The following is a 21,254-nucleotide window of genomic DNA, read 5'->3' as shown; positions in this document are numbered from 1 at the left end:
CTCGCTGTCAAAAATGCGTAAATCCGGCCGTCCCGACCTGGATCGGTGCCCCGCCAGCCCCGCGCAGCGTGACGCCCTCGCCGGCCCCGGCCTGGCCGATACGGCTGAGCGGCACACCGAGGCGCTCGGACATGTCGGCGACGTCACTGCGCCGAGCGCCCGGAGCGGTGAACAGGAGTTCGTAATCGTCGCCCGCTGTCAGCAGGGTTGCCAGAGCGGTCTCACCCTCCCCGGCCAGCCAGGCCCGCGCCTCGTCCGACAGGGGAACCGCTGCGGCGTCTATGACCAGCGCCAGCTCGCTTGCGGCTGCGACATGCCCGGCATCGGCGACAAGTCCGTCAGACACATCGATGCAGGCCGTTGCGACGCTCCGCAGCATCGCGCCGAGCGCCAGACGCGGGTCCGGTCGTTGATAGCGCTGCAGCGCCGAAGCGCCGCTGTCACGCCCGGCCCGGGCCTGGTGAAGTCCGAGCAAGCCGTCCCCGATCACGCCGGAAACCCAGACATCATCGCCGGCCCTGGCTCCGGAGCGCTTCAGTGCGGTACCGGCCGGAACCCGCCCGATGAGCGTCAGGCTGATGGTCAGGGGACCGGGCGTGCTCGTGGTGTCGCCGCCCCACAGGCTCAATCCGAATTGCGCCTGTTCGGCGCTCAGCGCCGCGGCAAACGCGGCCCGCCAGCCGGCATCCCGGTCAGCCGGCCAGGCCTGGCTGGCCAGGTAGCCCATCGGTTCGGCGCCCATGGCGGCGAGGTCGGAGAGATTGCTGCGCAGGGCCCGGGCGGCCGCGGTCTGCGGACTGTCGGTGGCCAGGAAGTGCACACCCTCGACCAGCATGTCGCTGGCCAGCACCAATTCACAACCGGCAGGCGGTTGGAGTATGGCGGCATCATCGGACAGCTCGAGCGCCGTCTCATCGCCCCGGGTCAGCGCTTTGAGGTGCGAACGGATGAAGTCGAATTCCCCGTCGCCGGCCATCATCAGAACTCGTCGGGGCGCGCCTCGCGGGCACAGCGGTCGAGCGCGGCATTGATGAATTTCGGCTCGGAGCCATCAAAGAAGGCGTTGGCCACCTCGACATACTCGTCAATCACCACCCGGGCCGGCACGTCCTGCCGCTCGAAAAGCTCATAGCCACCCGCGCGCAGGATGGCGCGCACCGTTGCGTCGAGCCGCTCCAGGCGCCAGCCATCGGCCAGCAGCGCGTCGATCGCCGGATCGACCTTGGCCTGGCGCTCGACCACGCCGGCCACCAGCGCGTCGAAGAAATCCTCGTCGGCGGCGACGAATTCCTCGCCCTCGCCCTCTGCGCCGAAGCGGTGGTCGCGGAATTCACGGATCACCGAACTGGCACCGCGTTCGCCGATCTCCATCTGGTACAGCGCCTGCACCGCCGACAGGCGGGCCGCGCGTCGCAGGCGGGCCCGGGCTTCGGACGGGTTTTCCTTGGCATTGGCCGACATCATGGTCTCCTGAAGCGATCGCGCAGGGCAATCAGTGACAAGGCCGCATTGGCCGCATCCGCGCCCTTATTCTTGTCGCGCGCTCGCTGCAAGGCCTGGGCGCGGTTCTCGACCGTGAGAATACCGTTGCCGACCGCCAGGCCTTCCAGGTTCAGATCCATCAGTCCCCGCGCGGACTCGCCACAGACATAGTCGTAATGCGTTGTTTCGCCACGGATGACACAGCCCAGGGCCACATAGCCGTCATACCCGGCCTCGGCCAGTTCGGCCTGGACGATGGCACCGGGAATTTCCAGTGCGCCCGGAACTTCCACCGTGTCGAAGGCGGCTCCCGCGGCGTTCGCCGCACCTTCGGCGCCGGCAATCAGGGCGTCCGCGATGTCGCGGTAGAAGGCCCCCGCGATGATCAGAAGTTTCGGCGCGCTCACGAGCGGTCCTCCGGGAAATGGCGTTCTTCGACAATGCTCAGCCCGTAGCCTTCGAGGCCGACCGGGCTTTGCGGCTTGGTGGTCAGCAGGACCATGTCCCGCACACCGAGATCGAGCAGGATCTGGGCGCCGACACCATACTCGCGCAAGCGCCTGGCGTCGCGCTCGTCCTGTGGCATGGCCGGCTGGGCCCCGAGCCGCTCGATGATCGCCGTGTGTGAAGTCTCCCGGATGAAGACCATGACCCCGGGACCGTCATGCTGATGCAGGCTGCGGATGCCGGCCTCGACGAGCTCGCCGCGCGGGCCCTCCTCATGCAGCACATCATCGACGAAAGAGACCTTGTGCATGCGCACCAGGGTGGGCGTGTCGCCGGACGGTGTGCCCTTCACCAGGGCGACATGCTCGGCATGATCCAGGGTGTTGCGGAACACCATGAGCTTGAACGGGCCACCGAAATGCGAGGTGAAATCACTTTCCAGACGACGCTCGATGAAGCGGTCATTGCGGCGGCGATAGGCGATCAGGTCGGCGATGGTGCCGATCTTGAGCCCGTGCAGCTGTGCAAATGCGATGAGATCAGGCAGGCGCGCCATGGTGCCGTCTTCATTCATGATCTCGCAGATCACACCGGCATTGCCGGCGCCGGCCAGGCGCGACAGGTCGACCGCCGCTTCGGTGTGCCCGGCACGCACCAGCACGCCGCCGTCGCGCGCCACCAGCGGAAAGACGTGACCTGGCGTGGCGATGTCCTCGGCGCCCTTGGAAGGGTCCGTGGCGACCTCGATGGTGCGCGCGCGGTCATGCGCGGAAATGCCAGTTGTCACGCCGTCGACGGCCTCGATCGACGTGGTGAAGGCGGTCTGGTGACGCGAGCGGTTCTCCGTCGACATCAGCTTGAGGCCGAGATGCTCGGTGCGTTCGCGGCTCATGGCCAGGCAGATCAGGCCGCGCCCGTGCTTGGCCATGAAATTGATCGCGTCCGGCGTAGCGAACTTGGCCGGAATGACCAGATCGCCCTCGTTCTCGCGGTCTTCCGCGTCGACCAGGATGAACATCCGGCCATTGCGGGCGTCCTCGATGATGTCCTCGATGGGAGATAGGGGGATATCGCTCACGCTTCTGTCTCCGCGTCGGGCCCGGCACTGGCACGGGAAGGAAATTCGTTCAGACGGGCGGCGTAGCGCGCCATGAGATCAACCTCAAGGTTGACGCGCGCCCCAGCCTGCAATGCACCCAACGTGGTCACCTGCGCCGTGTGCGGAATGATCATCAGTTCGAAGCTGTCGCGGGTCACCGCATTGACGGTCAGCGAGACGCCGTCGACAGTGATCGAGCCCTTGCGGGCAATGTAGCGGTTGAGCTCGCTCGGCGGACGCACGGTGAAGATCAGCCACTCGCCGTCCTGGCGCCGCTCGACGATGTCGCCCATGCCGTCGACATGGCCGGTGACCAGATGCCCGCCAAGCTCTTCGCCCAGGCTCAGCGCGCGCTCCAGATTGACCTCGTCGCCAATCTTGAGATCGCCCAGCGTGGTCAGGCGCAGGGTTTCCGGTGAGACCTCGACCGCGTACCAGGAGCCGCCATCCAGCACGCCCTTGTCGACGATCGTCAGGCAGGCGCCGGCATGCGCGATGGAGGCGCCCAGGGCCAGGCTGTCCGGATTGTAGGGACTGGCCACCTCGATCCGGCGTACGCCGGCACCGGAAATGTCGCGCACGCGACCAAGGGCAGTGACGATACCGGTAAACATCAGCGGATCCGTTCGTAGCTTTCCTGCAGGTCGGCACCGCGCTCGACCAGCCCGACCCGCCTGAACATGGGCGCGTCCGCCAATCTCTCAAGGCCCAGCGCTGCGATCACCGCCAGCCCGTCGCCGCCGAGGACCACCGGCGCGCGGAACCATTCGATGCGATCGACCAGCCCCGCCTGGACCGCCGCCCCGGCAATGCCGGCCCCGGCCTCGACCAGGATGCGGTCATAGCCCGCCATGGCCTGCGCCAGGTCACGGTGCGCGAACCGGTGCACGGCGCGTCCGGGCTCGGCATGGACGGCCGCATCCGCAGGCGTCCGGCCGGCCGTGTCCATGATCAGCACGTCGGGCTGGCGCGTGCAGCCGCCTTCCGGCCGTGCGGTCAATCGCGGATCATCGGCCAGCACGGTGCCGATTCCGGTCAGGATGGCGTCATGCGCGGCCCTCAGGCGATGCACTTCGGCCCGGCTCTCAGGCCCCGTGATCCATTGCGAGGCGCCATTGGCGAGTGCGATCCGCCCGTCCAGCGAGGTGGCCAGCTTCAGGGTGACGCGCGGCCCGGGCGCGCCGCTCATCCCGGTTTGTCTTCTTCGTCGTCGTCACGCCCGGCGCGGGCCGCCGCGAGATGCTCGTCCGTGATGAATTCACGGAAGTCCTCGACGCGGTGGAAGTCCTTGTATACCGAGGCGTAGCGGACATAGGCCACGGCATCGAGATTCTTCAGGCCTTCCATCACCAGCTCGCCGACCCGGTCGGAGGTGACATCGGTCTCGCCGGTCGACTCGAGCCGCCGCACGATGCCGGAGATCATCTGGTCGACCTTCTCCGGCTCGATCTTGCGCTTCTGCATGGCCAGCTGGATCGACCGGTTCAGCTTGTCACGATCGAAGCTGACCCGCCGCCCCGATTTCTTGAGCACGGTGAGCTCGCGCAGTTGCACGCGTTCGAAGGTCGTGAACCGGGCCGCGCAGGACGGGCACTGGCGGCGCCTGCGAATGGCATTCCCGTCCTCGGCAGGACGGGAATCTTTCACCTGGGTGTCGGGATGACCACAAAAAGGACAGCGCATCGGAGTAGCTTAGGCTAATTCCGGGTAGATGGGGAAGCGGGCCGTGAGAGCCTTCACCTGCTCGCGCACCTCGGCTTCCACCTCCGCATTGCCGTCCGGGTTGTCGACCAAGGCGTCGAGCACCCGCACCATCATCTCGCCGACCTGCTTGAACTCGGCCTCACCGAAACCCCGTGTCGTCGCCGCCGGCGAGCCGATGCGCAGGCCGGAAGTGACCGTCGGCTTCTCCGGGTCGAACGGAACGCCGTTCTTGTTGCAGGTGATATAGGCGCGCTCCAGAGCGGCCTCGGCGGCATTGCCCTTGAGCCCCTTGGGCCGCAGATCGACCAGGGCCAGATGGCTGTCTGTGCCACCCGAGACGATGGCATAGCCGCCATCGATCACGGCCTGGGCCATGGCCTGGCAGTTGGCGACGACCTGGCGCACGTAATCCTTGAACTCCGGCTGCAGCGCCTCACCGAAGGCCACCGCCTTGCCGGCAATGACGTGCATGAGCGGGCCGCCCTGCAGGCCCGGGAAGATGGCCGAGTTGAACTTCTTGCCGAGATCCGGGTCGTTGGTCAGGATCATGCCGCCGCGCGGACCGCGCAGCGTCTTGTGCGTCGTCGTCGTGCACACATGCGCGTGCGGCAGCGGATTGGGATAGACCCCTCCAGCGACCAGCCCGGCGAAGTGCGCCATGTCGACCAGGAGCAGCGCGCCGACGGAATCGGCGATGCTGCGGAACTCGGCGAAATCGATCTCGCGCGGATAGGCCGAACCGCCCGCGATGATCAGCGCCGGTTTCACCTCTTCGGCCTGCTTGCGCAGGGCATCGTAATCGATCCGCGCATCGTCTTCGCGGACACCGTAGGCGTGGGCCTCGAACCATTTGCCGGACATGTTGGGCCGGGCCCCGTGCGTCAGATGGCCACCGGCATCGAGCGACATGCCGAGAATCTTGTCACCCGGCTTGAGCAGGGCCAGGAACACACCCTGGTTGGCCTGGCTGCCGGAATTGGGTTGCACATTGGCATAGGCGGCGCCGAACAGGGCTTTGGCACGCTCGATGGCCAGGGTCTCGACCACGTCGACATGCTCGCAGCCACCATAGTAACGACGGCCCGGATACCCTTCCGCGTACTTGTTGGTCAGCGGCGAACCCTGTGCTTCCAGAACCGCCCGCGAAACTATGTTTTCCGACGCGATAAGTTCGATCTGGCTTTGCTGGCGCTCGATTTCATCGTGGATGGCTTTTGCGACATCGCGATCCGATTCGACAATCGACCGCGAGAAAAAGCCTGTCTGCTTTGCGGAAATTCCAGCCTGTTCGTCCGACATCATGCAACCCTTTACTGACTTGTTCGTTTGATACGGTGAGCCCCCCCAGGACACAAGCCGCCATCTGTCGCAGGGGCGGATGGACGGCTTGAGCGATATGGATCTGGTACTATTTGAAGACAAACCCACAACACTGCACCTGATCGGTTAAATTCTTGAAAGGCGCTTGATTTGACTGGTGCAACGGAATAACCGTTTGAACATAAGACTGCATTCTCCCCAGGGCAGTCGATCTCAACTTAGCGTTGGAAGGTCCCAAAATGGCAGACGACATGAACCAAGACATCGACAAGGAAGAACTGCTGCGCATGACCACGGATGTCGTGGCCTCATACCTGTCGCACAATTCTATGCCTGCCGATCATGTGCCCGAGCTGATCAAGTCGGTTCACACCACCATGCGGGAAGTGTCCGAAACCACGACCAAGCAGGAACCCAAGAGCAAGCCGGCTGTTCCGGTGTCCAAGTCCGTGCACGACGACTACATCGTCTGCCTGGAGGACGGCAAGAAGCTCAAGATGCTCAAGCGCTACCTGCGCTCACAATACGACATGTCGCCGGACGACTACCGCCGGAAATGGAACCTGCCCTCGGATTACCCGATGGTCGCCCCCGCGTATTCGCGCAAGCGTTCGCAGTTTGCCAAGGACATCGGTCTGGGCCGGGGCAAGAAGGACTAGGCCTTGCGCCCTAGACACGTATACCGCGGCCGGGTCCCTGACCCGGCCGTTTCTTTGTCTCGTCCGGGGCCTCGCTTTGGCCTTCCAGCTGGCTGAGCTTCCAGACGATCTTGGCCCGGGCCAATTGGTCGATGTCCCGGCGCGGGGTGTTTGAAGGCACCTGGAAGACCATCTCGATGCCGGTTTCGGCATCGACCGCAGCGACCCGCAGCGCGGGGCCGACATTGATGATCTCGATGTATATTTCACGACCCGCCATGGACGTTCCCTGACCCGCACACCTGGGGGCCCAAGGACTCAGGCCCGGGCCACACCGAGCTGTTCGCTGGCCCGCGACCAGACATCGTGCAGTGCGCTGATCAGGCTATCATACATGGCATCCGTGTGCAGCGGCGTCGGGGTGAAGCGCAGTCGCTCGGTACCGCGCGGCACGGTCGGGAAATTGATCGGCTGCACGTAGATGCCGTGATCCTCGAGCAACATGTCGGACAGGCGCTTGCACAGGACCGGATCGCCGACCTTGACCGGGACGATATGGGTTTCCGACGGCATCACCGGGAAGCCCTCCTCGGCCAGGCGCGCCTTGAGTGTCGCCGCCCGTTCCTGGTGCTTTTCGCGCAGCTGGTTGGCGGATTTGAGATATTCCACGCTGGCACGGGCGCCAGCCGCGAGGGCTGGCGGCAAGGCGGTGGTGAAAATGAAGCCCGGGGCCATGGAGCGGATGGCGTCGATGACGACGCTGTCCGCCGCGATATACCCGCCCATCACGCCAAAGGCCTTGCCCAGCGTGCCCTCGATGATGTCGACCCGGTCCATCAGGTCGTCGCGCTCGGTGATTCCCGCACCGCGCAGGCCGTACAGCCCGACCGCGTGCACTTCATCCAGATAGGTCAGGGCATTATACTTGTCGGCGAGGTCACAGACTTCGCGGATCGGCCCGATATCGCCGTCCATCGAATACACCGACTCGAAGGCGATGACCTTGGGGGCATCGGCGGGCGCCGCGGCCAGCAATTCTTCCAGGTGCTCGACATCATTGTGGCGCCAGACCCGCTTCTCGCAGCGCGCGCCCTTCACGCCCTCGATCATCGAGGCATGGTTCAGCGCGTCGGAGAAGATGATCACGCCCGGAAGGATCTTGCCCAGCGTCGCCAGAGTCGCCTCGTTGGCGATATAGCCGGACGTGAAGAGCAGAGCCTCTTCCTTCTGGTGCAGGTCGGCGAGCGAACGCTCCAGCTCGACATGATAATGCGTGGTGCCGGAAATATTGCGGGTGCCACCGGCACCGGAGCCGACATTGTCGATCGCGGACTTCATCGATTCCACGACGCATGGCAGCTGGCCCATGCCCAGGTAATCGTTCGAGCACCATACCGTGACATCGCGCACGGCGCCCTGCGGGGAGCGCCAGCGCGCGACCGGGAATTCACCCTTGCGGCGCAGCAGATCGGCGAACACCCGGTAGCGGCCCTCGGCCTTGACCCGCCGGACGGCGGCCTCGAAAGCATTGTGGTAATCCATCGGGAATGGCCCTTCGCCCGCAAGTTTCAACGCGTATTAGGACGACATATAGCGCGTTGCAAGCAGCTGGGCGAAGGGACGAAGCGCCGCACCGTCCCTCTTTTGGCAGTCACTTACATGCGGAAGCGGATATGGTCCGCCCAGAAACGCTCGATGCGGGCCAGCGACACATTCATCGTCGGCAACTGGCCTTCCTCGACCCCGCCAACCGGAGCCAGGGACTTGGCCTGGCGATCGAACAGCGCCTTGAGCTGCTGGCACACCGCATGGCCGCTCTCGGTCAGGCTGACCTTGACCGAACGGCGGTCGACCGCCGAACGCTCGTGGCGGATATAGCCGGCATCGACCAGCTTCTTGAGATTGTAGGACACGTTCGAGCCCAGATAGTGACCGCGCGTGCGCAGTTCGCCGGCGGTCAGCTCCTGGTCACCGATATTGAACAGGAGCAGGGCCTGCACCGAATTGAGGTTATCCAGACCTTCGCGGTCCAGCTCGTCCTTGACCACGTCGAGGAGCTGCCGGTGGAGACGCTCCACAAGCTGCAGCAGTTCGAGATAATCGCTTTGCGGCTCTGCGTCGGGCGCCATGTTTTCTGCCATCACCATGTTGTACTCCCCGTGCGACTCTGGGTCGATCTTTGGCGCGGAGTTTATGAGCAATCGGCTAAGAAGCCTTTAATTCGAGGTGAGTGAACCGTCGAGCAACTTGTAGATGCCGGAGAAGTCGGTCCCGCCCTGCCCCAGATTGTCGAACATGGCATACAGGGCCTCGGCTTGGGCACCCAGCGGCGTCGTTGCGCCGGAGGTCTGGGCGGCGTCCTGGGCCAGCTTCAGGTCCTTCAGCATCATCGCCGTGGCAAAGCCCGGCTTGTAGCCGTTATTGGCCGGCGTCGTCGGGATCGGACCCGGGACCGGGCAATAGCTGGTCATCGACCAGGACTGGCCGGATGCCTTGGACGAGATGTCGAAGAATTTCTGCTGGTCCAGGCCCAGCTTCTCGGCCAGGGCAAAGGCCTCGCAGGTGCCGATCATGGTGATTGCCAGCAGCATGTTGTTGCAGATCTTGGCCGCCTGCCCGGCGCCCAGATCCCCGCCGTGGATGACCGCCTTGCCCATCGCCTCGAGGATCGGCCGCGCCGCCTCGAAATCGGCCTCCGAGCCCCCCACCATGAAGGTCAGCGTGCCGCCCTGGGCCGCCGCGACGCCGCCGGACACCGGCGCGTCGACGAAGCTGAACCCCTTTTCGACCGCCTGGCCACCCACATGCCGGGCGCTGTCGACATCGATCGTCGAGCAATCAAGAAACAGCGTGCCCGCCTTGGCGTTCGGGAAGATCTCGTTTTCATAGACCGCGCGCACATGCTTGCCGGCCGGCAGCATGGTCACCACGGCGTCGACACCGCGCACGGCGTCGGCCGTCGAACCGGCTGCCTTGGCCCCGGCCTCGACCGCATGCTGGCAGGCCGCCTCGCTCAGGTCGAAGGCATGCACTTCGTGCCCCGCCCTGACCAGGTTGGCCGCCATGCCGGAACCCATGTTTCCCAGTCCGATGAATGCAATCTTCGCCATCGTCATCACTCCCCTGATCTCAACCGGTGCGACCTCAGCGGTCGAGAAAACTCATTTCGTGGTCCGCGTCCAGCGGCTCGAAGGCCGCCGCGATCTCCGCCTCGTCGACCTGGCTCAGATCCTTGGCGGACCAGACCGGCTTCATGTCCTTGTCGATGATCACCGAGCGCACGCCCTCGTAGAAATCCTCGCCCTTGAGGCACCAGGCCGACAGGCGCAAATCCTGGCGCATGACGTCCTCGAAAGACAGGTCCGCGCCCTTGCGCAGGGCCGCCAGCGTCAGCTTCAGCGAGGTCGGCGACTTGGTGTGTAGGATGTCGAGCTGCTTGGTCGACCAGGCATCGTCGGCGTCCGCGATGCGCTGCATCATGTCTTCCAGCACATCGCCCTCGAAGGCCGCGTCGATCAGGCCGCGTGTCACTGCCAGCGTGCTGTCGCCCGGATCGCCGGAATGCTCTTCAAGGATTACTTCCAGAGCGTCCTCGCCGGACAGGTCCGCCGTCTCCAGCGCCTTCACCAGCGCGTCATACTGCCCGGACGGGCAGTAATGCGTGGCCAGGCCCGCGGCGACACAGTCGGCAGCCTTCAGCCGCGCCCCGGTCAGTCCCATCCAGGTGCCGATCTCGCCGGCCAGGCGTGGCAGGAAATAGGCGCCGCCGACATCGGGGTGAAAGCCGATCCCGGTTTCCGGCATGGCAAACATCGTGCGGTCGCCGGCGACCCGGTGCGAACCGTGCACCGACACCCCGACCCCGCCGCCCATGGTGATGCCGTCGATCAGCGCCACATAGGGCTTGGCATAATGGTGGATCAGCGTGTTGAGCCGGTATTCGTCGCGCCAGAACAGCCAGGCCTCGTCATTGCCGGCCTTGCCGGACTGGTAGAGCTTGAGGATGTCGCCGCCGGCACAGAAGCCCTTCTCGCCGGCCCCGTCGACGACCACGGCGCGGACATCGTCATCGCCTTCCCACGCCTCGAGCGCCTCGATCATGGCCAGGCACATGCCGTGCGTCAGCGCGTTCAGCGCCTTGGGACGGTTGAGCGTGATCCGGCCGACCTGGCCAATCTTGCGGGCGATGATTTCCGGTTCGTCTGTCATTGGTCGGGCTCCCCTACTTCATCACGTCCTTGGCGATGATCACGCGCATGATCTCGTTGGTGCCTTCCAGGATCTGGTGCACCCGCAGGTCCCGCACGATGCGCTCGACCGGATAGTCCTTGAGATAGCCGTATCCGCCGTGCAGCTGCAGCGCCTGGTTGGCCACGTCGAAACAGGTGTCCGTGGCGAAGCGCTTGGCCATGGCACAGTATTTCGCCGCCGACGGGTCCTTGGCGTCGAGCGCGGCGGCGGCCCGGTACAGCATCAGGCGCGAGGCCTCGAGCTCGGTGGCCATGTCGGCCAGCTTGAACTGGCTGACCTGGAACTGGCCGATCTCGCGACCGAACTGCTTGCGCGTGCCGACATATTCCTTGGCCACCTCGAAGGCCTCGGTGGCACCGCCCAGCGAGCAGGCACCGATATTGATGCGGCCGCCATTGAGCCCGTTCATGGCCAGGGTGAAGCCCATGCCTTCCTCGGCCAGGCGATTGGCCACCGGCACCCGGCAGTCCTCGAAATTGACCACCCGCGTCGGCTGGGCATTCCAGCCCATCTTCTTCTCGTTGGCGCCAAACGACAGTCCCGGCGTATCCTTCTCCACGACCACGGTGGAAATGCCCTTCGGTCCATCCTCGCCGGTGCGACACATGACCACGTAATAATCCGACACGCCCGCCCCGGAGATGAAGGCCTTGGACCCGTTGAGCACGTAATGATCGCCGTCCCGCACCGCCTTGGTGCGCAGGCTGGCCGCGTCCGACCCGGAGCCCGGCTCGGTCAGGCAGTAGGACGCGATCTTGTCCATCGTCATCATGGCGGGCAGGAATTTCTGGCGCTGCTCGTCGCTGCCCCACTTGTCGATCATCCAGGCACACATGTTGTGGATCGACAGGAAGGCCGCCGTGGCGACGCAGCCGCGCGACAATTCCTCGAAGATGATCGCCGCGTCGAGCCGCGACAGCCCGGACCCGCCGACATCGTCGCGCGTGTAGATGCCGGCAAAGCCGAGCTCGGCCGCCTCGCGCATCACCTCGACGGGGAAGTGCTTGTCCTCGTCCCATTGCGCCGCATTCGGCTTCATGCGATCGGCAGCGAACTTGCGCGCCATGTCGCGGATCAGGGTCTGGTCTTCGGTGAGAGTGAAGTGCACCGCAGCGCTCCTGTTGCTAATTGCGTCCGTGGACGACAGATTCTGAAGTACCGGCCCGGTCTTCCACCGGAACAGCTTGGCCGGAGCCGTAGCGCGACCATACGCGCTCGGCAAGTCGGACATGACACTCTTCGCGCCAAGGACAAGGCTGACCCATGTTTCCATCGACCCGCCTGCGTCGCACCCGCCAAGCCGACTGGATCCGCCGACTGGTGCGCGAGAACAATCTCACGCCCAACGAGCTGGTCTGGTCGATCATCGTCTCCGACACCGCCGACCCGACCGAGCCGGTCATGTCGATGCCCGGCGTCGAGCGCCTGTCGCTCAAGGCCCTGGCCAAGGCCGCCAAGGAGGCCGAGAGCCTCGGCATCCCGGCGATCGCCCTGTTTCCGCACATCGACCCGGCCCGCAAGGACGAGACCGGCGCCGAGGCCAATAATCCCGACGGGCTGACCCCGCAGGCCATCAAGGTGATCAAGGACGCCGCACCGAATGTCGGGGTGATCTGCGACGTCGCCCTCGACCCGTTCACCACGCACGGCCATGACGGCGTGCTCGACGGCGACCGCATCGACAATGACGCCACCGTGGAACGCCTGATCGAACAGGCCCTGGTCCAGGTCGAGGCCGGCTGCGACGTGGTCGCGCCCTCCGACATGATGGACGGCCGCATCGGCGCCATCCGCGACGTGCTCGAGGCCGGCGGCCACACCGACACGCTGATCCTGTCCTACGCCGCCAAGTATGCCTCCGGCTTCTACGGCCCCTATCGCGACGCCATCGGCTCCGCCGCGGCCCTCAAGGGCGACAAGCAGACCTACCAGATGGACCCGGCCAACGCGCACGAGGCGCTGCGCGAGGTCGAGCTCGACATCGCCGAGGGCGCCGACCTCCTGATGGTCAAGCCCGGCCTGCCCTATCTCGACATCATCCGCACCCTGGCCGACACCTACCCCCTGCCCATCTTCGCCTTCCAGGTCTCCGGCGAATACGCCATGATCGAGGCCGCCGCCGCCAATGCCTGGATCGACGGCGACCGCGTGATGATGGAAAGCCTGACGGCGTTCAAGCGCGCCGGGGCGAGTGGGGTGCTGACATATTTTGCGCCGCGGGCGGCGCGGATTCTCAACGGCTGAGGGAGCGCAAGACCGGACGACCATTGGCAGGCTTCCCGCCTCCCCGCGACCTGTCCCCGCCGCAAGCCGGGTCATTGCTCCAAGCCCACGGAAACAACGCGCCCCGGCGCGGAGAGACCCATTGATCTCTTGTCAGCCAGCGGGCCTCAGGGGTTCAGCCGCGTCAAGGGTGCAACCGCGGAGCGGCGCCTCCGGCGCCCTTGACGCCCCTGGGGCGAAATCCCGGCAAGAGATGAATGGAGCGGTGCGGCGCGATCGCGCCAATTCATCGACGAACAGCCCATGTCCCCCGCCTTGAAGCTCCCCCTCTCCCCACCGGGGAGAGGGACCAAGGGTGAGGGGCGGCCGCGCCAGCGGCCCACCAAAGACTCCACCCCATCCTGTAGTAAAGCCGAACCAAAACCCCAACAAAAACCCAACTACCTTGCCTTCCCGCCCCGACTCCGCCTAGCGTCACGCCACGTGTTGTGAGTTGAGTACGCGTAATTCAAGTAATCAACATGGGGAGGGACAGACATGTCTGTCGACAAGATTGTATGGGCCGTCGCGGCACTCGCGGCCATCGCCTTTGCGTTTGTGAGTTTCGAATGGGCGGCCCTGGTGCTGGCCCTGCTCGGCCTGGCCAGCGGCTTCTTCATCAGGGGCGATCACCGCCGCGCCGTCATCCTCGCCGCCATCTTCCTGATCGCCGGCGGATCCGCTGCACTGGGCGCCATCCCGGCGGTCGGCGAATACCTCACGGCGATCTTCGCCAATTATGGCGCCGTGCTGGGAGCCGCCTCGCTCATGGTCATTGTCATGGCCACGCTCGAGCGCCTCGTCCCGGGCCTGCACGCCCCGGCCGCCCAGCCGGCCTGACCGAACGACCCATCAGGACTGCAAGCAAAGCCCCGGACTTCGGTCCGGGGCTTTTTCTGTGGGCAATACGGCCAAGTGCGAGGCCCTCGCCACCCAGAGCTGGCCTGCCTGGGCGAAGCGTGATTGGTTGAGCAAAGGGCAATCTGGCGGGGCCGACCGGATCGCTTCGACGACGACCTGAACAACCTTGCAACGGACCCCACTCGATGAAGAAACCCGACACCTCGACCGACCTGACCTTCACGCGCCGGATCGACGCGCCGCGCGCCCTGCTCTGGGAATGCTGGACGACGCCGGCGCACATCAGGCACTTCTTCGTGCCCAAACCCCACACCGTGTCCGAGTGCGAAATCGACCTGCGGCCCGGCGGCCGGTTCAACACGACCTTCCTCGTCGACGGCCAGGAGATGCGCAATGACGGCGTCTGCCTGGAAGTGATCGAGGGCCGCCGCCTCGTCTTCACCGACACCTATACGGAAGGCTGGAAGCCGGCCGCCGACCCGTTCATGACGGCGATCATCGACTTCGAAGATCACCCGGACGGCGGCACGACCTACACCGCGACGGCACGGCACCGCTCGCCGGAAGCGCGCCAGCGTCACGAGGATATGGGCTTCCACGACGGCTGGGGCATGGTCGCGACGCAGTTGGAGGATTATGCCCAGCGCCTCGCCGTCAGCGCTGGCCAGACCGGGTAGTCCGCTGCTCAGTCATTCAGCCTTATAGGCTCCAGCGTCCAGTTGAACATCATGGCACAGCCGCGCAGCACGAAGGCCAGGCCGGCCGCGCCGAGCGCCACCGCGCTGGTCGGCCAGCCCAGGGCGATGCCGCCGACATAGGCCGCCGCCCCGGCCATCGCCGCCAGCGCGTAGATCTCCTCGCGCAGGATCAGCGGCACGTCATTGACAATGATGTCGCGCAGCACGCCGCCGAAGGAGGCCGAGATCATCCCCATCAGGATGGCGATCGTCCAGTGCGCCCCGGCGCCCAGGCCGGCCACCGCGCCGAGCACGCAGAACACCGACAGGCCGGCCGCGTCGGCCCAGGCCAGGAAGGCGCGCCGCGTGGCGATCGATTGCGCCCAGGGCGAGGTGTAATAGCCCAGCACCGCCCCGATCACGGCAATCACCAGATAGGCCGGCTCGTCGACCCAGTAGACCGGGAGCCGACCGAGCAGGAGGTCGCGCAGCGTGCCGCCGCCCATGCCGGTGACCGCGCCGACAATGACCGCGCCGAACGGGTCGAGCTGCTTGCGCGCCGCCAGCATGCCGCCGGAATAGGCAAAGAAGCCGATGCCGGCGAAATCCAGGACGACGAAGAGCATGGCGACACTCATGCCGGCCTCACGGAGTTGAAACCGGGCTGACGACCGGCTGGGAGCTGAGGAAGACGGCGAGACTGGTCAGGGCGATGATCAGCGCCGCCCAGACCGCCAGGTTGATGTAGACCGAGCGCTTCGCCGAACGACGCTCCAGCCAGGTGCGCGGCCGGATGCCCTTGGTATAGAACACCAGCAGGGCCGCCAGGTTGACGCTGACCACATTGATGAACAGCAGCAGGCCGGCACGGAACGCCAGCGTGCCCTCTCCCGCGCCCAGCAGCAGCCCGGTCGCCGCCGCCGGCGGCAATAGCGCCACCGCCACCATCACCCCGACCAGGGTGGAGGACAGGCCGGTGGCAATCGACAGCGCTGCCGCCGCCCCGGAGGCCAGCGCCAGCGCCGCACTGTCCGGCCCCACCACGGTCCGGCTCGACAATTCGCCCGACCCCATGTCGGCCCCGAATCCTATTCCGATCAGCACCGATACGGAGAATCCCAGCAGCAGCCCGGCCAGCGCCGTGCGCGCCGAGCGCAGCATCAGGTCCAGGTCACCCAGCGCCGAGGCGAAGGCAAAGGCGAGGATCGGACCCAGCAGCGGGGCGATCACCATGGCCCCGATCACCACCGCGACATTGTCGGCCAGCAGGCCGAACACCGCCACGATGGTCGAGAGCACGGTCAGCAGCAGGAAGTCGCGGTGCAGCTTGGCGCCCGCCGCGACGTCGGCATAGACCTCTTCGCGCAGCGCCAGGAAGCGCCGCTTCTGGCTCGCCTCGATCACCTTCTCCGCCGGCTTGGGCAGGCTGGCCTCGACCGGCAGCACAATGAGGCGCCAGTCCGCCTCGCCCTCGAACAGGCCGGCCAGGGCGTCGATCGCGCTCTGCCCCTCGCCGTCCGGGAAAACCAGTCGCAGGACCCGGCGCCCGCGGGTGTTCGGCTCCGACAGGAAGACATCCAGCGGTTCGGAGCGCTGCACCGCAGTGAGCACGCGCTCGACCAGGGGCGAATCATTGAAGCTCAGCTCGATCAGGCGCATGGCACGGCCTCCGGGACGGGCCTATTCATCCGGCCGCTCCAGCCGGGCGATCAGGCTCGACGTGTCCCAGCGCGTCCCCCCCATGGCCTGCACATCACCGTAATACTGGTCGACCTGCGCGGTCATCGGCAGGCGCGCACCGCGGCGCCGCGCTTCTTCAAGTGCGATGCGAAGATCCTTGCGCATCCAGTCGACGGCAAAGCCGAAATCAAACTCACCTTCGACCATGGTCTGCCAGCGATTCTCCATCTGCCAGGACTGCGCCGCCCCCTTCGAAATGGCCCCGATCACCTTGGCCGGGTCGAGATCGGCCTGCTTGGCAAAGTGCAGCCCCTCGGCCAGCCCCTGGACCACGCCGGCAATGCAGATCTGGTTGACCATCTTGGCCAGCTGGCCCGACCCCGCCGGCCCGATCAGGCTGATCGCCTTGGCATAGGCCTGCATGACCGGCTCGGCGCGGGCAAACGTGTCCGCCTCGCCGCCGCACATCACCGTCAGCTGTCCGGCTTCCGCCCCGGCCTGGCCGCCCGATACCGGCGCATCGAGAAATCCGATGCCCAGATCGCGCGCATCAAGGTCCAGCTCGCGCGCCAGGTCGGCCGAGGCCGTGGTGTGGTCAATGAAAACCGCCCCCGCCCGCATCGCCGGCAGGGCGCGCTCGGCGACCGCGCGCACATCCGGATCATCGCCCAGGCAGGCCAGCACGAAATCCGCCTCGGCCACGGCCGCCTCGACCGTGTCAGCCAGCTCGCCGCCATGCGCCTCGCGCCACGCCTCGCCCTTGGCCGCCGTGCGATTCCACACAGTGACCGCGTGGCCGGCCGAGCGCACATGGCCGGCCATCGGGAACCCCATCACGCCGAGGCCGAGAAATGCAATGCGCGCCATGTGCCGTCTCCACTTTGCCTGAGGTCCTTGCTAGTCTCCCCGCGAACGGGGAGCAAGTCATCATGATCAAAACGGTTTTGCGTCTGGGCCTGGGCGGCCTGGCGATTGTCGCGGTGGTGGCAGCGGGCCTCGCCCTGATCATCGGCAACCGGCTTTATGCCTCGCTGCCCCAGACAACCGGCACGCTGGACATGCCCGGCCTGCAGGATGAAACCCTGATCATTCGCGACAGCCACGGCGTGCCCCACATTTTCGCCGAGCGCGACCGCGACGCCTTCTATGCCCTGGGGGTCGCCCACGCCCAGGACCGGCTGTGGCAGATGGAGATCACCCGCCGGGCCCTGCGCGGCCGGCTGGCCGAAATCCTTGGCGCCGATGCGCTGTCCAGCGACCGCCAGTTCCGCGCCCTCGGTCTCGGTCCGGCCGCCGACACCGCCTATGCCAATCTGCGCCCGGAGGTGCAGGCCGCACTGGGAGCCTATGCCGCCGGCATCAATGCGGTGATCGAGGCGCCCGGCTTCGTGCCGCCGCCGGAATTCCAGATCCTGATGTACACCCCGGAGCCGTGGCGCCCCTCCGACACCGTGGTCACATACAAGGCCATCGCCCTCGACCTGTTCGGCAATGCCTTCGAGGAAACCCGTGTCGCCGAGTTGCGCGCCCATCTGGGCGACCAGCGCGCCACGGAATTCCTCGGCCGCTATCCTGACGATGCCCCGCGCGCCCTGTCGGCCGCCGACATGAACCTGCCCACGGACCTGGCACCGACAGGCTCGACCTCTGACAGCCCCTCCATCGGCCCCGACGACACGGGCCGCGATGGTTCCAACAACTGGGTGCTGGGCGGGTCACGCACCCAGTCCGGCCATCCCATCCTCGCCAATGACCCGCATCTCGGCCTGCGCGCACCGGCGATCTGGTATCTCGCCCGACTGACCACACCGGACGGATCGGTGGTCGGGGCCACCCTGCCCGGCACGCCCTTCGTCACCCTCGGCCGCAATGACAACATCGCCTGGGGCTTCACCAATACCGGCCCCGATGTCGGCGATCTGCGCGCGGTCACCGAGGCCGACATCGTGTCGGAAACCGAGGAAACCATCGCCGTGCGCTTTGGCGAGGATGTCACCCTTACCCGCCGCATGACCCGGCACGGCCCGGTGCTCGATGAGGACCTTTTCAATGCCCGCATCGAGGGCGCCGAACTGGTCGCGCTGCAATGGATGCTCGACGAGAGCGATGACGGCACCACCGGCGTCGGCCTCGACATCATCCGGGCGCAAGGCTGGGATGATTTCGTCGGCGCCCTGCGCGACTTCGTGGCGCCGATGCAGAGCATGGTGTTCGCCTCCCGTGACGGCGATATCGGTCTCTACGCGCCCGGCCGCATCCCGGTGCGCGACGAGAATGGCGACTGGACGGCCACCCTGCCCTTTGACGCCCTGCCGCATGCCCGCAACCCCCGGCAGGGCTTCATCGCCACTGCCAACAACAAGATCGTGCCCGACGAGTATCCCCATTTCATCACCGCGGAATGGTATGGCGTGGCCCGCATCCGGCGCATCTATGAGGGCATCGAGGCGCGCAGTCGGCACAATCTGGACTCCATGGCCGAGCTGCAGGTCGACAGTGTCTCCAATATGGCCCAGCGCCTTCTGCCGGTCCTGCTCACCGCCCGCCCCGCCACCGAGGCGGGCGAGACCGCCCTGGCCCGTCTTGCCAACTGGGATGGCGACATGGCCACGGAGCACCCCGAGCCGCTGATCTATGCCGCCTGGATGCGCGAGCTTGCGCGGGCCGTCTATGCCGACGAGCTGGGCCCCCTGTTCAACACCTGGTATGCCGACCGCCGCCTGTTCATGTCCGACGTGCTGGAGGGCGCAGCTTCAGCCTGGTGCGACGACACCACAACGCCTGCCACCGAACTGTGCGTCGACCTGTTCGGACCGGCCCTCGACCGCGCCATGCAGATCACCATGGAGGCGCAGGGCGACGACATCGGCGCCTGGCGCTGGGGCGACGTGCATTATGCGGTGCACGAACACACACCGTTTTCGCAGTTTCCGGTCTTGGGCGACTGGTTCACCATCGAGACCCCGGTGCCGGGCGACGGCTCGACCGTCAATGTGGCCCACTTCTCCTACCGCACGCCGGGCTATGAGGCGGTGCACGGCGCTTCCTACCGCGCGCTCTATGATCTCGGCCAGCCCGACGCCTCGCGCTTCATGATCACCACCGGCCAGTCCGGCAATGTGCTGTCGCGCCATTACGATGACCTGGCCCCGCTGTGGGGCCGCGGCGAGTACATCGAGATCCCGTCCGGCTGGATGCCCGACACCGCGCCCGAGGACGCCCGTGTCCTGCGGCTTCAGCCGGGCCCGCCGAATGCGGAACGGTAGAAGACCAGGGCCGGGACATCGCGTGGCGTGGCGAAGCGCAGGACCTCACCGACAATGATGTCGTGGTCGCCGCCGCGGTGCACGGCGCTTTGGCGGCAGGTGAACTGCGCCACTGCACCGTCGATCAGCGGTGCCGCCTCGCCCGTCCATTCGGCGCGGCAGGCGGCCAGGTCGGCCTCCATGGCGCAGGCGTGCGCCAGGGCGGCCTGGTCGGCGGCCAGCACGTTGATGGCGTAGGTTTCGGCGTTGCGGAACAGCTTGTAGCGATCCGTGCCCAGTTCCACCGACCACAGGACCAGGGGTGGCTTCAGCGACACAGATGCAAACGAATTGATCGTCATTCCGACAGCCTGCCCCTCGACATGCGCGGTCACCACGGCGACGCCGGTCGGGTAGCGCCCCAGGGCGTCGCGAAGGGATCGGATGTCGGTCAATGGACTGCCTCTTGTGCGGATTTTCGAAACCGGACCTTAACGCTAACGGTCTACAGGAGGGAGGAGACAGGAAACAAGGCGGGACGACATGGCGGCCAAAGACCAGCCGATTGTCATCAAGAAAGTCGTCAAGGGCGGCGGCGGCGGACACCATGGCGGAGCCTGGAAAGTCGCCTATGCTGACTTCGTGACGGCGATGATGGCCTTCTTCCTCCTGATGTGGCTGATCAACACCACCACGCCGGAACAGAAACGCGGCATCGCCGACTATTTCGCCCCCGCCAGCGTCGCCCAGTCGACCTCCGGTTCGGGCGCCCCGCTGGCCGGCACCACCCCGGGCGATGACGGCGTCCAGGGATCCGGCGACAGCTCCCAGCGCCAACGTCTCGCACCGACCGCGCCTCCGATGAATGAGCAGGACCGCCAGCAGACCCCGTCCGGTTCGCCGGACGCGGCGGAAGGCGAACCGAGCGTGTCCACCTCCGCCCTGGCCGAGGCCCAGAACCGCCGCGACGCCGCCCAGTTGCACTCCGCTGCCATGTCGCTGCGCCAGGCCATGCAGGACATGCCGGAGCTGGCCGAACTGTCCAACCACATCCTGATCGACGAAACCCCGGAAGGCTTGCGCATCCAGCTCATCGACCAGGAAGGCCGTCCGATGTTCAATCCGGGTGATGTGCGTCCCAACGACCGGGCCGTGACCTTGCTGCGTGCTGTGGCCCGGATTGCCGAACGCCTGCCCAACCGTCTCTCGATTGCCGGCCACACGGACAGCGCCCCGTCCGCCGCGAGCGCTGGCGACTATACCAATTGGGAACTCTCGGCCGACCGGGCCAATGCCGCGCGGGCCTTGCTGCAGCAGTCGGGCATCGACAATGACCGGATCTACGAAGTGCGCGGCAAGGCCGGCTCGGAACCCCTCTACCCCGACGACCCGTACATGCCCGGCAACCGCCGCATTTCCATCGTCCTCCTGCGCGAAGCCCCGGTCCTGCCGGCCGGCCACCGGCTCTAGGAACGCTCGGCCACGGTCTGCCTGCGCCGACCCATTCATCTCCTGCCTGAGGCCCGCCGGCCGACAAGAGATCAATGGCGGTCCGCGCGCCCGGTGCGCGCCTCCGTCACTGAACCCG

At 66.3% G+C, this 21,254-nt stretch carries 24 protein-coding genes; 6 read left to right on the top strand and 18 right to left on the bottom strand.

The annotated features are described in order from the left end of the window. Window positions 1–7: 7 nt before the first annotated feature. Genes thiL through glyA form a run of 8 tightly spaced genes read right to left on the bottom strand, consistent with a single transcriptional unit; the run spans window position 8 to window position 6,034 of the window. Complete coding sequence (gene thiL / locus ACXYMR_RS07910) at window positions 8–979, bottom strand: thiamine-phosphate kinase (RefSeq protein WP_458942311.1); 972 nt, start codon at window positions 977–979, stop codon at window positions 8–10. Continuing rightward, complete coding sequence (nusB, locus tag ACXYMR_RS07905; RefSeq protein WP_458942310.1) at window positions 979–1,461, bottom strand: transcription antitermination factor NusB; 483 nt, start codon at window positions 1,459–1,461, stop codon at window positions 979–981. The genes thiL and nusB overlap by 1 nt, the downstream gene beginning before the upstream one ends. Then, complete coding sequence (gene ribH / locus ACXYMR_RS07900) at window positions 1,461–1,889, bottom strand: 6,7-dimethyl-8-ribityllumazine synthase (protein WP_458942309.1); 429 nt, start codon at window positions 1,887–1,889, stop codon at window positions 1,461–1,463. Before ribH ends, nusB begins: the two co-directional genes overlap by 1 nt. After that, window positions 1,886–3,007: a 3,4-dihydroxy-2-butanone-4-phosphate synthase gene (gene ribB / locus ACXYMR_RS07895; protein ID WP_458942308.1), complete on the bottom strand. Its 1,122-nt coding sequence runs from the start codon at window positions 3,005–3,007 to the stop codon at window positions 1,886–1,888. The genes ribH and ribB overlap by 4 nt, the downstream gene beginning before the upstream one ends. Further along, window positions 3,004–3,642 (bottom strand): riboflavin synthase, encoded by a 639-nt coding sequence (locus ACXYMR_RS07890; protein WP_458942307.1) that lies wholly within the window; start codon window positions 3,640–3,642, stop codon window positions 3,004–3,006. Before ACXYMR_RS07890 ends, ribB begins: the two co-directional genes overlap by 4 nt. Beyond that, window positions 3,642–4,217 (bottom strand): RibD family protein, encoded by a 576-nt coding sequence (locus tag ACXYMR_RS07885; protein WP_458942306.1) that lies wholly within the window; start codon window positions 4,215–4,217, stop codon window positions 3,642–3,644. The genes ACXYMR_RS07890 and ACXYMR_RS07885 overlap by 1 nt, the downstream gene beginning before the upstream one ends. Continuing rightward, window positions 4,214–4,711, bottom strand: coding sequence for a transcriptional regulator NrdR (gene nrdR / locus ACXYMR_RS07880; RefSeq protein ID WP_458942305.1), 498 nt, complete (start codon window positions 4,709–4,711; stop codon window positions 4,214–4,216). Before nrdR ends, ACXYMR_RS07885 begins: the two co-directional genes overlap by 4 nt. Window positions 4,712–4,720: 9 nt before the next feature. Beyond that, complete coding sequence (glyA, locus tag ACXYMR_RS07875; RefSeq protein WP_458942304.1) at window positions 4,721–6,034, bottom strand: serine hydroxymethyltransferase; 1,314 nt, start codon at window positions 6,032–6,034, stop codon at window positions 4,721–4,723. A 257-nt stretch (window positions 6,035–6,291) separates the two neighbouring features. Here glyA and ACXYMR_RS07870 point away from each other — a divergent pair, with 257 nt between their 5' ends. After that, window positions 6,292–6,711, top strand: coding sequence for a Ros/MucR family transcriptional regulator (locus ACXYMR_RS07870; RefSeq protein WP_458942303.1), 420 nt, complete (start codon window positions 6,292–6,294; stop codon window positions 6,709–6,711). 10 nt (window positions 6,712–6,721) lie between these two features. Here the strand turns inward: ACXYMR_RS07870 and ACXYMR_RS07865 are convergent, their stop codons facing one another. The 6 genes from ACXYMR_RS07865 to ACXYMR_RS07840 all read right to left on the bottom strand — a co-directional run bounded on the left by ACXYMR_RS07865 (window position 6,722) and on the right by ACXYMR_RS07840 (window position 12,049). Continuing rightward, on the bottom strand, window positions 6,722–6,970 hold the full coding sequence (locus ACXYMR_RS07865; RefSeq protein WP_458942302.1) for a DUF6898 family protein: 249 nt from the start codon (window positions 6,968–6,970) through the stop codon (window positions 6,722–6,724). 38 nt (window positions 6,971–7,008) lie between these two features. Beyond that, a complete protein-coding gene (gene hemA, locus ACXYMR_RS07860; RefSeq protein ID WP_458942301.1) occupies window positions 7,009–8,232 on the bottom strand; it encodes a 5-aminolevulinate synthase in 1,224 nt (407 codons plus the stop codon). A gap of 113 nt (window positions 8,233–8,345) precedes the next feature. Then, on the bottom strand, window positions 8,346–8,837 hold the full coding sequence (ldtR, locus tag ACXYMR_RS07855) for a transcriptional regulator LdtR (protein ID WP_458942300.1): 492 nt from the start codon (window positions 8,835–8,837) through the stop codon (window positions 8,346–8,348). Window positions 8,838–8,906: 69 nt separating this feature from the next. Continuing rightward, entirely contained in the window at window positions 8,907–9,800 is an 894-nt protein-coding gene (gene mmsB / locus ACXYMR_RS07850) for a 3-hydroxyisobutyrate dehydrogenase (protein WP_458942299.1), read from the bottom strand. A gap of 34 nt (window positions 9,801–9,834) precedes the next feature. Continuing rightward, window positions 9,835–10,899, bottom strand: a complete 1,065-nt coding sequence (locus tag ACXYMR_RS07845) for an enoyl-CoA hydratase/isomerase family protein (RefSeq protein ID WP_458942298.1) — start codon at window positions 10,897–10,899, stop codon at window positions 9,835–9,837. A 13-nt stretch (window positions 10,900–10,912) separates the two neighbouring features. Then, on the bottom strand, window positions 10,913–12,049 hold the full coding sequence (locus tag ACXYMR_RS07840; protein ID WP_458942297.1) for an isobutyryl-CoA dehydrogenase: 1,137 nt from the start codon (window positions 12,047–12,049) through the stop codon (window positions 10,913–10,915). Window positions 12,050–12,204: 155 nt separating this feature from the next. Here ACXYMR_RS07840 and hemB point away from each other — a divergent pair, with 155 nt between their 5' ends. The 3 genes from hemB to ACXYMR_RS07825 all read left to right on the top strand — a co-directional run bounded on the left by hemB (window position 12,205) and on the right by ACXYMR_RS07825 (window position 14,741). Then, window positions 12,205–13,185 (top strand): porphobilinogen synthase, encoded by a 981-nt coding sequence (gene hemB / locus ACXYMR_RS07835; protein ID WP_458942296.1) that lies wholly within the window; start codon window positions 12,205–12,207, stop codon window positions 13,183–13,185. A 516-nt stretch (window positions 13,186–13,701) separates the two neighbouring features. After that, complete coding sequence (locus tag ACXYMR_RS07830; RefSeq protein ID WP_458942295.1) at window positions 13,702–14,043, top strand: hypothetical protein; 342 nt, start codon at window positions 13,702–13,704, stop codon at window positions 14,041–14,043. Window positions 14,044–14,249: 206 nt separating this feature from the next. Next, the gene (locus ACXYMR_RS07825; RefSeq protein WP_458942294.1) at window positions 14,250–14,741 is read left to right on the top strand and encodes an SRPBCC family protein; all 492 of its coding nucleotides are present in this window, start codon (window positions 14,250–14,252) and stop codon (window positions 14,739–14,741) included. Between the two features lie 8 nt (window positions 14,742–14,749). Here ACXYMR_RS07825 and ACXYMR_RS07820 read toward each other — a convergent pair whose 3' ends face one another. From ACXYMR_RS07820 to ACXYMR_RS07810, 3 genes are read right to left on the bottom strand one after another with little or no spacing between them, the layout of a single operon-like run. After that, entirely contained in the window at window positions 14,750–15,379 is a 630-nt protein-coding gene (locus ACXYMR_RS07820) for a trimeric intracellular cation channel family protein (RefSeq protein WP_458942293.1), read from the bottom strand. A gap of 7 nt (window positions 15,380–15,386) precedes the next feature. Beyond that, entirely contained in the window at window positions 15,387–16,400 is a 1,014-nt protein-coding gene (locus tag ACXYMR_RS07815) for a TIGR00341 family protein (protein ID WP_458942292.1), read from the bottom strand. Window positions 16,401–16,421: 21 nt separating this feature from the next. Then, complete coding sequence (locus tag ACXYMR_RS07810) at window positions 16,422–17,288, bottom strand: NAD(P)-dependent oxidoreductase (RefSeq protein ID WP_458942291.1); 867 nt, start codon at window positions 17,286–17,288, stop codon at window positions 16,422–16,424. 62 nt (window positions 17,289–17,350) lie between these two features. Here ACXYMR_RS07810 and ACXYMR_RS07805 point away from each other — a divergent pair, with 62 nt between their 5' ends. Beyond that, window positions 17,351–19,687: a penicillin acylase family protein gene (locus tag ACXYMR_RS07805; RefSeq protein ID WP_458942290.1), complete on the top strand. Its 2,337-nt coding sequence runs from the start codon at window positions 17,351–17,353 to the stop codon at window positions 19,685–19,687. On the opposite strand, the gene ACXYMR_RS07800 is transcribed toward ACXYMR_RS07805, so the two are convergent. After that, complete coding sequence (locus tag ACXYMR_RS07800) at window positions 19,657–20,121, bottom strand: flavin reductase family protein (RefSeq protein ID WP_458942289.1); 465 nt, start codon at window positions 20,119–20,121, stop codon at window positions 19,657–19,659. The two genes, ACXYMR_RS07805 and ACXYMR_RS07800, sit on opposite strands and share 31 nt — an antisense overlap. A gap of 88 nt (window positions 20,122–20,209) precedes the next feature. On the opposite strand from ACXYMR_RS07800, the gene ACXYMR_RS07795 reads away from it, so the two are divergent. After that, window positions 20,210–21,136 carry a flagellar motor protein MotB gene (locus tag ACXYMR_RS07795; RefSeq protein ID WP_458942288.1) on the top strand — a complete coding sequence of 309 codons (927 nt, stop codon included), beginning with the start codon at window positions 20,210–20,212 and terminating at the stop codon, window positions 21,134–21,136. Window positions 21,137–21,254: the final 118 nt, after the last annotated feature.

The organism is Maricaulis sp. CAU 1757 (genome assembly GCF_054482675.1).
This window is presented reverse-complemented; position numbering and strand designations above follow the sequence as displayed.